Genomic DNA, 11,648 nt, shown 5'->3' on the forward strand with positions numbered 1-11,648 from the left:
TCACTGGAGAGGATGCGATCAAAATTACTCTTCACGGGCCGTAGCCTCCGCGCTTATAGGGCTGGCGAACTCAGGCTTGAGCTGGCCGTCCTGGCCGAGCAGCCAGGCATCCATCACCTGACGCACTACCGGTGCGGCCACGCCGGAACCGGACTCGCCGTTCTCGACCATGACCGACACCACGATTTTCGGGTTTTCGGCCGGAGCAAAACCGACGAACAAGGCGTGGTCGCGGTGACGTTCCTGAACCTTCGAACGGTCGTATTTCTCGCCCTGCTTGATCGCCACGACCTGGGCCGTACCACTTTTGCCGGCAATTCGGTAGGGCGAGCCGATGGCTGCCTTGCGCGCAGTGCCGCGGGCGCCGTGCATCACCTGCTGCATGCCGTGATTGACCTTCAGCCAGTCGGACGGATCGCGCAGGATAATATCGGCGATCGGGTTCTCATCGCGCGGTTTCTCGCCTTCGATGGTTTTGGCCAGGTGCGGGCGATACCAACGGCCTTTGCTGGCCACCAGCGACGTGGCTTGAGCCAGTTGCAGTGGTGTGGCCTGCATGTAGCCCTGGCCGATCCCGAGAATCAGCGTCTCACCCGGGAACCAGGCTTGACGTCGGGTCGCGCGTTTCCATTCCCGTGACGGCATCAGGCCCGGAGACTCTTCGAACATGTCCAGAGACACCTTCTGACCGAGACCGAACTTGCCCATATAAGCAGACAGCCGATCGATCCCCAGCTTGTGGGCCAGATCATAGAAGTAGGTGTCGTTGGAACGCATGATCGCCGTGTCCAGATCCACAGAACCGTCGCCGGTGCGGTTCCAGTTACGGTACTTGTGATCGTAATTGGGTAACTGGTAGTAACCGGGGTCGTACACGCGGCTCGAGGCGGTGACCACTCCGGCATCCAGCCCGGCAATCGCCACCGCCGGTTTGATCGTCGAGCCCGGTGGATACAAACCGCGCAAAACCCTGTTGAACAGCGGGCGATCGATGGAATCGCGCAACTCGGCGTAAGCCTTGAAGCTGATGCCGGTGACGAACAGGTTCGGGTCGAAACTCGGCTGACTGACCATTGCCAGAACCTCGCCGGTGCTCGGTTCCAGCGCCACCACGGCCCCACGTCGGCCCCCCAGGGCAAGCTCGGCGGCTTCCTGCAGTTTGATGTCCAGACTCAGGACAATGTCCTTGCCGGGAACCGGATCGGTACGTTTGAGCACCCGTAACACGCGCCCCCGGGCGTTGGTCTCGACTTCTTCGTAACCCACCTGACCATGCAGCTCGGCCTCGTAGAAGCGCTCGATGCCGGTTTTGCCGATATGGTGAGTGCCGCTGTAATTGACCGGATCGAGGCTCTTGAGCTCTTTCTCGTTGATCCGCCCCATGTAACCCACGGAATGCGCAAAGTGCGCGCCCTGAGGGTAGTGGCGCACCAGTTGCGCGACCACTTCCACACCCGGCAAACGGAACTGGTTGACGGCGATCCGGGCGATTTGCTCTTCGCTCAGTTCGAACAGAATCGGCACCGGCTCGAAGGGGCGGCGCCCCTGCTTCATGCGTTTCTCGAACAGCACCCGGTCTTCCGGGGTCAGCTGCAAGACCTCGACGATCACGTCGAGCACTTGCCGCCAGTCCCCGGAACGCTCGCGGGTCATGCTCAGGCTGAAGCTGGGCCGGTTATCGGCGATCACAACGCCATTACGGTCGAAAATCAGCCCGCGGGTCGGCGGAATCGGCTGCACGTGAACGCGGTTGTTCTCCGACAGCGTGGAGTGATACTCGTACTGGATCACTTGAAGGAAATACAGCCGCGCGATCAGCACCCCGATCAGGCACACCACCGCTATTGCACCGAACACGACCCGGCCACGCACCAGACGGGCGTCTTTCTCGTGGTCCTTGATACGAATCGGTTGGGACATTAGGGCGCGATGCTATTTGTGATAAGGGTGCCCGGACAGAACTGTCCAGGCGCGATACAGCTGTTCACCAATCAGAATCCGCACCAGCGGATGCGGCAAGGTCAGCGGCGACAGCGACCAGCGCTGATCGGCCCGCGCGCAGACTTCCGGCGCCAGCCCCTCGGGGCCGCCGACCATGAAATTTACCGTGCGCGAATCCAGCCGCCAGCGATCCAGTTCGACCGCCAGTTGCTCGGTGCTCCAGGGCTTGCCGTGCACTTCGAGCGTGACAATCCGCTCATTCGGGCCGACCTTGGCCAGCATGGCTTCGCCTTCCTGACGGATAAAGCGCGCCACGTCAGCGTTCTTGCCACGGGTATTGAGCGGTATTTCCACCAGTTCCAGCGCCAGTTCGGATGGCAGACGCTTGGCATATTCATGCCAGCCTTCTTCCACCCACTTGGGCATGCGAGAACCGACGGCGATCAGACGCAGTCGCACAGCGGTCCCTTACTCCTGGTCTTTGTTGAGCTTGATGAAATGCTCGTGGGTGTTTTCCGGGCTGTGGTGAGCAGCGCTGCTGGCACGGCTCTGTTCGGCGCCCTGCCACAGGCGTTCCAGGTCGTAGAACTGGCGGGCATTGGAAGTCATCATGTGCACGATCACTTCGTCCATGTCCAACAGCACCCAATCGCTGTCGCCCTTGCCTTCTTCGCCCAACGGCTTGACGCCCAGGGCCTTGACCGCCTCGCGAACCTTATCCAGCATCGCGCCGATCTGGCGGTTGGACGTACCGGTGGCGATGATCATGTAGTCAGTGATGCTTTGCTTGTCACGGACATCAATGACCAGAACGTCCTGGGCCTTGACGTCTTCCAGGGCGGCTACGGCCACATCGACCAGCGCCTGGCCTTTGAGGGGCTCGCCGCTGATAACCTTTTCCGGCAGCGGAGCGCTCTTGAACGAGCCTTTGCGCTTTACTTTGTTTACGTCGTTGTTCGTCATATAAAACTCGTTTTGCTCATGTGTTCGGGCGCTTCAATTCACGTTCATTCGTGCCTTGAAGCACTCCGTTTCAGTTCGACGCACGGTACAGCCCGTGCGCATCGATATAGGCCAGGACCGCGTCAGGCACCAGGAATCGTACCGACTTACCGCTGGCCAGCAGTTGACGGATCTGGGTGGCGGATACCGCGAGCGGTGTCTGCCAGACGAATGCAATGTGTCCGCTCGGCCCCTCGAGGGCCAGCGGGTCGCTCACCGAGCGCGCTGCCAGCAGGTTGCGCAAGGCATCCGGCGGTTCGCTGTCGGCATCCGGGCGTTGCAGCACCAGGATGTGGCAATGCTGGAGCAACTCTTCCCAGCGGTGCCAAGTGGGCAGGCCGCAAAATGCGTCCCAGCCCAAAAGTAGAAATAACTGGTCATCAGCGGCCAACTCGGCCCGCATCAGTTCCAGGGTGTCGATAGTGTAGGACGGTTTGTCCCGTTGCAGCTCACGAGCGTCCACCACCAACGGCGCAACGTCCGCCACCGCACATTCGACCATCGCCAGACGGTCGACGGCCGAAACCTGCGGCGTATCCCGATGCGGCGGTCTGGCACTGGGTGTCAGACGCAACTCATCGAGCGCCAGCGATTCGGCCACCTCCAGCGCACTGCGCAAATGGCCGATATGTACCGGATCGAAGGTCCCGCCCAGCACCCCAATGCGTCGAGGCTGAGGTTCGCTTGGAGTCAAGGCAGCTGACTGGCGTTTATCGGCCAAGTCAGACCGGCTCCTGGCCGCGCAACTGGCCATCACCGACCACGATGTACTTCTCGCAGGTCAAACCTTCGAGGCCCACCGGGCCGCGGGCGTGCAGCTTATCAGTAGAAATGCCAATCTCCGCACCCAATCCATACTCGAAGCCATCGGCGAAGCACGTCGGGGTGTTGATCATCACGGAACTGGAGTCGACCTCAGCAACGAAACGCCGGGCTTCGGCCTGATGTTCGGTGACGATCGAGTCGGTGTGATGGGAACCGTAATGGTTGATATGTTCGATGGCCTCGTCCAGCCCATCGACCACGCGGATCGACAGAATCGGTGCCAGGTATTCGGTGTTCCAGTCTTCTTCAGTGGCCGCAATGGCATCGATGATCGCGCACGTGCGCTCGCAACCCCGCAACTCGACACCCTTGGCGCGGAACTCTTCGGCCATGGCCGGCAGGAACGCGGCGGCAACTGCCTGGTCAACCAGCAAGGTTTCCATGGCGCCGCAGATGCCGTAACGGTAGGTCTTGGCGTTGAACGCAATGCGCTGGGCCTTCGGCAGTTCGGCATGAGCGCTGACATAAATATGGCAGATGCCGTCCAGGTGCTTGATCACCGGCACGCGGGCATCACGACTGACGCGCTCGATCAGGCCTTTGCCGCCCCGAGGTACGATCACGTCGACGTATTCGGGCATGGTGATCAGCGCGCCAACGGCCGCGCGATCCGTCACTTCAACCACTTGCACCACGGCAGCCGGCAAACCGGCCTCGGCCAGGCCGCGCTGAATGCAGGCGGCGATGGCGCGGTTGGAATGAATGGCCTCGGAGCCGCCACGCAGGATGGTCGCGTTGCCCGACTTCAGGCACAGGCTCGCGGCGTCGATGGTCACGTTCGGACGCGACTCATAGATAATTCCCACAACGCCCAGCGGCACACGCATCTTGCCGACTTGAATGCCCGACGGCCGATAGCTCATGTCGCGGATCGCGCCAACCGGGTCCGGCAGGCTGGCCACCTGACGCAAACCGACAATCATGCTGTCGATCCGTGCCGGGGTCAGGGCCAGACGCTCGAGCATGGCCGGCTCAAGACCATTGGCCCGGCCAGCGGCCAGGTCCAGTTCATTGGCAGCGGTCAACTCGTCGCGAGCGGCATCCAGAGCGGCGGCGGCAGCGTGCAGCGCGCGGTTTTTCTGCGCGGTGCTGGCACGGCCGATCACGCGGGAGGCTTCGCGGGCAGCGCGACCCAGGCGGGTCATGTAGTCAAGAACGGACTCAGTCATGGTCTGGTGTGGTCTTGGCAAAGAGGAAAGCGGCAGATTATAGCTGTCGCGCTCTCCTACTAACAGCGGTGACGGGCGGATGGTCGAAATGGGTTACAAATACCCGGTGTTCAGCCTCGATTAAGGCTGAAGTTGTTATCATTCGGTCATATTTAGCCGAATTACCCTTGGCCATCATGTCCAATCTGACCACCGACAACCTGCCCAATGCTCTGCCCGACCATTTTTTCGACCGGGACGCTCAGATGCTTGCCCGCGACCTACTCGGCAAAATCATCCGCCATCGGATCGGCGATCTGTGGCTTTCGGCGCGAATCATCGAAACCGAAGCCTATTACTGCGCCGAGAAAGGCAGCCATGCCTCCCTTGGCTACACGGAAAAACGCAAGGCATTGTTTCTGGATGGCGGCCACATTTATATGTACTACGCCCGTGGCGGCGACTCGCTGAATTTCAGCGCCCAAGGGCCAGGCAATGCTGTTCTGATCAAATCGGCCTATCCCTGGGTCGACGAATGGTCGGGGCCCGCCAGCCTGGCGCAAATGCTGTTGAACAACCCCGACGCCAATGGCCGACCGCGCCCGTCACAGAAGCTCTGCGCCGGCCAGACCTTGCTGTGCAAAGCACTGGGCCTGAAAGTGCCCATCTGGGACGCGAAACGCTTCGATCATGAACTGCTGTTTGTCGAAGATGTCGGCACGCCACCGGCGCACGTCATTCAAACCACTCGCTTGGGCATCCCGGACGGGCGCGACGGACATTTGATGTACCGCTTCGTCGATGCCGCCTACGCCCCTTACTGCACCCGGAACCCGCTACGCCGCGGCCAGGTCGAAGGGCGCGACTATTATTTGCTGTCCTGAGATGTGCTCGGACTTGAGCAAAAGCAGTCTCATGGGGGATCTGTAGTGTTGCGAAGATTGCGTACGCCCCTTGGGGCCGATTAAAAATTCTGATGGAGTTGTTTTTATGGGCCCATGGCTCGATAGCCTGACCGGCTGGTTGACGGCAAACCCGCAATGGCTGGCCGCAGCGCTGTTCATCGTGGCCTGTGTCGAATGTCTGGCGATTGCCGGACTGATCGTGCCGGGCACCGTACTGCTATTCGCCATTGCGGTATTGGCCGGCAGTGGCGCGTTGTCCCTGGGTGAAACCCTGCTCCTGGGTCTGCTCGGCGGTTTGCTCGGCGATGTAGTGTCATACCTGCTTGGCAGACGCTTTCATCAGAATATCCGGCGCTTGCCGGGGCTGCGCCATCACCCCGAATGGATCAGCGGTGCCGAAGCGTATTTCCAGCGTTACGGCATTGCCAGCCTGCTGGTCGGGCGTTTTATTGGCCCGTTGCGCCCGATGCTGCCGATGGTTGCCGGGATGTTCGACATGTCGTTTCCACGCTTTATTGCTGTCAGCGTGTTGGCGGCAGCGGGCTGGACCGTGGCCTATCTGTTGCCCGGCTGGGCGACCGGCGCGGCAATCCGCCTGCCGCTGCCGGAAGGTTTCTGGCCGCAAGCCGGGATGGTCGTCGGCAGCATCGTCGTATTGGTCGGCCTGAGCATTAACAGCACCTTGCGCCGTCACCGCAGTGCCACACTGCTGATCACCGCCCTGAGTTTCGCCATTCTGGCCGGGATGTTTATCGGCTATCGCCATCTGAATCAGTTCGATCAGGGCCTGATGACCCTGATCCAGGAACACCGCAGCAGCACCGTAGATGTCGCCGCCGTGCTGGTGACCCGCCTTGGCGATTTTCGCACACAACTCTTTGCCGGCAGCCTGCTGACGATTTTGCTGTTGGTGGCTCGCCAATGGCGCCAGGCGATTTTCGCTGGCAGCGCACTGCTCTGCACGGCCTTGGCCAACACCGGGACCAAATGGTTTTTTGCTCGTATGCGTCCGGAAATTCTCACCGACCCGCTGACCAGCTACAGCATGCCCAGCGGCCACAGCTCCGGCTCGTTCGCGTTTTTCCTGACCCTGGCGGTGCTCGCCGGTCGCGGCCAACCGCCACGGATGCGCCTGACCTGGCTGTTGCTGGGGTGCCTGCCAGCATTGTCGATCGCTATGTCGCGGGTTTATCTCGGGGTGCACTGGCCGACCGATGTGTTGGCCGGCGCCATGCTTGCGGCCTGCATCTGCGCCGCCAGCCTGAACCTGAACCAACGCCAGACCTCCTTGAATGCAATGTCTGCCAAAGTCTGGTGGCTGGTGCTGCCGGCGCTGGTGGCGTTGTTTGGGTTCTTCGCGCTGTGGCATTTGCCTAAGGCGATAGAGCAGTATGCCTACTAAGAGGATTGGCTGGACCACCCACAAAAACAAAGGCCTCAGCCATGGGGCCTTTGTTGATTGAGTACAGAAGAATCCCTAGACGGGTACCTTTCTGTAGGACTGAGGACGGCGTTCCCGGCGCTCCACCAGCATTTCGTCGGCAATTTCGGCGGCTCTTTCCGCGATTTGCTCGGGAGTCCTTTGCGCCAATTCCACAAAGACCTGCGGCATTACACTGATGAGATAAGCATCCCAGACCGCTTGCTCCGACTCCGCTACATGAATCATCTTCAACCCCCTTGTCTCGTCCATGGACCCACTGCATGTGAGGGGTCAGAAGCTATTTCAAGCAACCCCGTGACGCAATGCAGGCACAGCGCCAAAACTGCTACTGATTGCGACCGGGCACCCACGATGCTGGCGCACTTCAAGCAAACATTCCATCCTGCCTTGCGTACTTATAAAGCCTTCTATACTGTTTCTTAACAGGCTTAAAGATTACCATGGCGATTCTTAATGACAAGTTTTTTTCCATTAGACTGCTCTGAAAGCCTCATAAATATTGGCCTTGTGGTTAAAAATCGACGCCAAGAGCGAGGTTTAAGGCAAAAAGACCTCGCCAAACTGGTGGGTGTGTCTACGGGCACTCTTGGAAAAATCGAGGCAGGCGATCCGGTCGTTGAACTTCGCACATTCATGCTGGTGCTATGGCACCTGGGTCTTCTCTCGGAGATATTTAATGACATGCCGATCAGCAAGACTCCTCCTGAGCTCCCAAGCCAGCGTGTGCGTATCAAGCGCGTGACCGAAGGGAATTTCTGATGAGTACGGCAGCGGCCTACATCTACATGGAACACCCCATCTCGGGCGAGACGCTCACCTTGGGACGTCTGAGCATGGCTCGCGACGGAGGTTGCGACTTCGTGTACTCCCCTGCATACATCGGGCAAAACCAATGGGTGCCTGACCCTATTCGCTATCCGCTCAGTGATCGTGTCTTTCGCGTGGTGACGAACCAGGGCGTTCCTGGCTTCATTCGGGACTGCATGCCTGACTCATGGGGTGAGATGCTGCTCAAATCACTGCACGGCCAGGCCATGACGGCTGTGGAAATGCTGATCAGATCTCCAAACAATGATCGCTCCGGCAATCTGATGGCTGGACAGGTACGAGTTCCTCCGCAAGGTGTTGGAAGAGAGCAAATCCCCACGCTCCTTGGCCTGAGCGAGTTCATCGATACGGCTGACATCATCCAGAGTCACCAGTTGATCGATCTCGACAAACAGAAAATCCTGCTTGCACGCCAGCGATCGTCCCTTGGCGGTGCCCGCCCCAAAAGGACGCTGCGCGATGGCAGTTCGCTTGTGCTGGCCAAGGCCCGAGACCGCTTCGACACGGTCGACATACCTGCAATTGAGCATGCCTGCATGACGTTCGCAGCCTCAAAGGGCATTCGCACCGCGAGAACACGATTGATCACCGACAAGCGCTCAACGCTACTGGTGGATCGCTTTGATCGCGTGGAAGTAGACGGCCACATACGCCGGGTACCGATGCTCAGTGCGCTGACACTGTTGGATGCCGACTGGAACTCAACTGACCACAGTCGTTGGCGCTATGCAGGTGTTGCAGACGAAATGCGCAGGCGCGGAGTGCCCCAGCAGGACCTGGAAGAGTTTTTCATGCAAATGTGCTTTCACGTTCTGGTCGGGAATGACGATGCACACGCCAAGAATCTGGCCATCATCTGGCAGGGAGGAACCTGGCGCCTTTCACCTATGTATGACGTGGTCCCGTCCCCGATTGAATCACCCGCCACGATGGCGATGGCCCTCGGCCGAGAGGGCACGCTGATCAGCCGACAAAACATGCTCAGCCACCATGAACACTTCGGGCTTGAGATGACGGCCGCCGAGGCAATTCTTGACCGGGTACTGGGATGGGAGGCTGAACTGCGGGAACACTACCGCGCCCAACTCGTCGGAGTGGACTATGAAGCGGCCATTGGGGCGATCAGCAGCGCCAGGGTGATGTAGAGGTAATCTACAGCCACGCGATGCGTGGCTTGGGTCAACCTCAGGCGAACAACTCCCCCTGCAACTCATCGAGCAACGCCTGAATCGCATCCAGGCGTTGTTGCGGATCGTCGAGTTGCAGCAGATCGATCTTGTCCAGCTCGGAAAACGGCAGCAGATAAGCCAGTTGATTGGCCAATGACTGTTGACCCGTTGCCTCGGTGCCCATGTTCAAGGCTTCGACCATCGGGTGCTCGGCCAGCGCCTTGAGCAAGGCGACCAGGTCGGCGTCTTCATCCTGCAAGGGTTGCTCGGGCGCCTCGTCCAGCCACTCGACGTCGGCCACCATCAGTTGATCGCGCTGCACTTCGGTGCGCAGCACCCGGAACCTGCGCCCGCCCTCGACGCGAATCCCCAGCAGGCCATTGTCCTGCTGTTTGAAATCACGTATCAACGCTTCGCAACCGACCAGCGCATAACCCTCAGGGGCGATGCCCACTTCCTCGCCCTCGAGAATGCACACCACGCCAAAGCCGCTGCTCTGTTTCATGCAGCGACCGATCATGTCCAGATAGCGCGCCTCGAAAATCTGCAAGTCAAGGGTGCAACCAGGGAACAACACCGTGTTCAGAGGGAAAAGCGCCAGGCTCATAAAGGTTTCCTTAAACCACCATCGACACGGCCAGCGGCAGGAGCACCGCCGTGGCCACGCCCATCAAACTCATCGCCAACGCGGCGAAAGCGCCACATTCTTCACTTTCCTGCAACGCCACCGAGGTGCCGACCGCATGGGCCGTCATCCCCAGCGCCATACCGCGGGCCTCAGGGCTATGGACACCTAGTCGGGTCAAAAGACTCGGCCCGACAATCGCCCCGATCACCCCGGTGATCAACACAAACACCGCTGCCAACGCCGCGACACCGCCAATTTGCTCGGCCACCAGCATGGCGATCGGCGAGGTCACCGACTTGGGTGCCATGGTCATCAGGATCATGTGTTCGGCGCCGAACGACCAACCCAGCAACACACCGAGACCGGTCGCCACCACACCACCAATCACCAGCGTAGTAAATATCGGCCAGAACAACTGCCGAATCCGCCGAAGATTGAGATAGAGCGGTACCGCGAGGGCCACGGTGGCCGGACCCAGCAGGATGCTGAGGATTTCGGTGCTTTTCCGGTACTCGGCATAGGTCAGCCCGCAACCGAGCAGAACACCAATCACCAGCAGCATCGACACCAGCACCGGCTGCAAAAATATCCAGCGGGTTTTCTCGAAAGCCGCCAGCACCAGCTGATAGGCGCCCAAGGTAATGCCGATACCAAACAACGGATGATGAATGACCGCCGCCAGGGCTCCCTGCCAATCGAAGCTCATTGGGCATCCTCCCGACGCGCCTGGCGCTTGACCAGCTTGTGCATCAGCACCCCGGCGAAGGCCATGGCGATCACCAGCGACAACACCAACGCGCCGACGATTGCCCAGAAATCCGCGGCGATATCGGCGGCATAGACCATCACCCCCACCGCTGGCGGCACCAGCAGCAACGGCAAATAGCGCAGCAAACTGCTGGCGGCCAGACTGATCGGTTCAGCGACTTCGCCACGGGCAATCAGAAACATCAGCAACAGCAGCAAGCCGACAATCGGCCCGGGCAGCACCGGCAAGAACAAGTGATTGATAGCCGTGCCGAGCAATTGAAACAGCACCAGCCAGGTCAGGCCGCGTAACAACATCCGTCATCTCCAGCAAAATCGCGCCGGGCATTATAAGCACGCCGCGCGCTATGAACCGGCATTCGCGAAAACCATAAATGGTTGACCGGAGCACAATGCCATGATGATCTAAAGCGGTTGCCAAGGGGGGGCAACCCCTCACTCAAAAACTATAAAACCGATGAACCCAAGGAGAGTCTCAATGCCCTATGTTCCAGTTGCAGAGCTCAAAGATTATGTCGGCAAGGAGCTCGGACGTTCCAATTGGCTCACCATCGACCAGGAGCGCATCAACCTGTTCGCTGAAGCCACAGGCGATTTTCAGTTCATCCACGTTGATCCGGTAAAGGCTGCACAAACGCCGTTTGGCGGCACCATTGCCCATGGTTTCCTGTCGCTGTCGTTGATCCCCAAACTGATGGAAGACATTATGGTCTTGCCGGAAGGGGTGAAAATGGTCGTCAACTATGGCCTGGACAGCGTGCGCTTCATCCAGCCGGTCAAGGTCAACTCCAAAGTCCGCCTCAAGGTCGACCTGGCTGAAGTCACCGAAAAGAAACCCGGCCAATGGTTGCTCAAAGCCACCGCGACCCTGGAAATCGAAGGCCAGGAAAAACCAGCGTATATCGCTGAGCCCCTGTCCCTCTGCTTCGTTTAAACCATCCCGGATGCGAAACAGCTTTGGCTGTTTCGCTCGCCCCTTATATAAGACCC

The 11,648-nt window shown here is 59.6% G+C and carries 14 protein-coding genes; 5 read left to right on the forward strand and 9 right to left on the reverse strand.

Translation table 11 applies throughout. From position 1 onward, the window contains the following. Positions 1-24: 24 nt before the first annotated feature. From mrdA to AC3I0A_RS23840, 5 genes are all read right to left on the reverse strand, one after another. Positions 25-1,920: a penicillin-binding protein 2 gene (mrdA, locus tag AC3I0A_RS23820; protein WP_489375011.1), complete on the reverse strand. Its 1,896-nt coding sequence runs from the start codon at positions 1,918-1,920 to the stop codon at positions 25-27. A 12-nt stretch (positions 1,921-1,932) separates the two neighbouring features. Continuing rightward, positions 1,933-2,400, reverse strand: coding sequence for a 23S rRNA (pseudouridine(1915)-N(3))-methyltransferase RlmH (gene rlmH, locus AC3I0A_RS23825; RefSeq protein ID WP_003185785.1), 468 nt, complete (start codon positions 2,398-2,400; stop codon positions 1,933-1,935). Positions 2,401-2,409: 9 nt separating this feature from the next. Beyond that, positions 2,410-2,904: a ribosome silencing factor gene (gene rsfS / locus AC3I0A_RS23830; RefSeq protein ID WP_489375012.1), complete on the reverse strand. Its 495-nt coding sequence runs from the start codon at positions 2,902-2,904 to the stop codon at positions 2,410-2,412. A gap of 70 nt (positions 2,905-2,974) precedes the next feature. Beyond that, a complete protein-coding gene (gene nadD / locus AC3I0A_RS23835) occupies positions 2,975-3,697 on the reverse strand; it encodes a nicotinate-nucleotide adenylyltransferase (RefSeq protein ID WP_489375013.1) in 723 nt (240 codons plus the stop codon). Then, complete coding sequence (locus AC3I0A_RS23840) at positions 3,666-4,937, reverse strand: glutamate-5-semialdehyde dehydrogenase (RefSeq protein ID WP_489375014.1); 1,272 nt, start codon at positions 4,935-4,937, stop codon at positions 3,666-3,668. Before AC3I0A_RS23840 ends, nadD begins: the two co-directional genes overlap by 32 nt. A gap of 176 nt (positions 4,938-5,113) precedes the next feature. On the opposite strand from AC3I0A_RS23840, the gene AC3I0A_RS23845 reads away from it, so the two are divergent. Together AC3I0A_RS23845 and AC3I0A_RS23850 are read left to right on the forward strand one after the other, a co-directional pair. Continuing rightward, the gene (locus AC3I0A_RS23845) at positions 5,114-5,800 is read left to right on the forward strand and encodes a DNA-3-methyladenine glycosylase (RefSeq protein WP_489378593.1); all 687 of its coding nucleotides are present in this window, start codon (positions 5,114-5,116) and stop codon (positions 5,798-5,800) included. A gap of 106 nt (positions 5,801-5,906) precedes the next feature. After that, the gene (locus AC3I0A_RS23850) at positions 5,907-7,223 is read left to right on the forward strand and encodes a bifunctional DedA family/phosphatase PAP2 family protein (RefSeq protein ID WP_489375015.1); all 1,317 of its coding nucleotides are present in this window, start codon (positions 5,907-5,909) and stop codon (positions 7,221-7,223) included. Positions 7,224-7,298: 75 nt separating this feature from the next. On the opposite strand, the gene AC3I0A_RS23855 is transcribed toward AC3I0A_RS23850, so the two are convergent. Then, positions 7,299-7,490 (reverse strand): hypothetical protein, encoded by a 192-nt coding sequence (locus AC3I0A_RS23855; RefSeq protein ID WP_489375016.1) that lies wholly within the window; start codon positions 7,488-7,490, stop codon positions 7,299-7,301. Positions 7,491-7,718: 228 nt separating this feature from the next. Here AC3I0A_RS23855 and AC3I0A_RS23860 point away from each other — a divergent pair, with 228 nt between their 5' ends. Then, complete coding sequence (locus AC3I0A_RS23860; RefSeq protein WP_489375017.1) at positions 7,719-8,024, forward strand: helix-turn-helix domain-containing protein; 306 nt, start codon at positions 7,719-7,721, stop codon at positions 8,022-8,024. Then, positions 8,024-9,238 carry a type II toxin-antitoxin system HipA family toxin gene (locus tag AC3I0A_RS23865; protein WP_489375018.1) on the forward strand — a complete coding sequence of 405 codons (1,215 nt, stop codon included), beginning with the start codon at positions 8,024-8,026 and terminating at the stop codon, positions 9,236-9,238. The genes AC3I0A_RS23860 and AC3I0A_RS23865 overlap by 1 nt, the downstream gene beginning before the upstream one ends. A gap of 40 nt (positions 9,239-9,278) precedes the next feature. Here AC3I0A_RS23865 and AC3I0A_RS23870 read toward each other — a convergent pair whose 3' ends face one another. From AC3I0A_RS23870 to AC3I0A_RS23880, 3 genes are read right to left on the reverse strand one after another with little or no spacing between them, the layout of a single operon-like run. Continuing rightward, the gene (locus AC3I0A_RS23870) at positions 9,279-9,869 is read right to left on the reverse strand and encodes an LON peptidase substrate-binding domain-containing protein (RefSeq protein WP_489375019.1); all 591 of its coding nucleotides are present in this window, start codon (positions 9,867-9,869) and stop codon (positions 9,279-9,281) included. 10 nt (positions 9,870-9,879) lie between these two features. Then, positions 9,880-10,596, reverse strand: a complete 717-nt coding sequence (locus tag AC3I0A_RS23875) for an LrgB family protein (protein ID WP_489375020.1) — start codon at positions 10,594-10,596, stop codon at positions 9,880-9,882. Beyond that, positions 10,593-10,955, reverse strand: a complete 363-nt coding sequence (locus AC3I0A_RS23880; protein WP_489375021.1) for a CidA/LrgA family protein — start codon at positions 10,953-10,955, stop codon at positions 10,593-10,595. Before AC3I0A_RS23880 ends, AC3I0A_RS23875 begins: the two co-directional genes overlap by 4 nt. 181 nt (positions 10,956-11,136) lie before the next feature. Here AC3I0A_RS23880 and AC3I0A_RS23885 point away from each other — a divergent pair, with 181 nt between their 5' ends. Next, complete coding sequence (locus AC3I0A_RS23885) at positions 11,137-11,592, forward strand: MaoC family dehydratase (protein ID WP_489375022.1); 456 nt, start codon at positions 11,137-11,139, stop codon at positions 11,590-11,592. Positions 11,593-11,648 lie beyond the last annotated feature (56 nt).

The sequence above is a fragment of the Pseudomonas sp. KH_024_B2 genome, assembly GCF_057839965.1.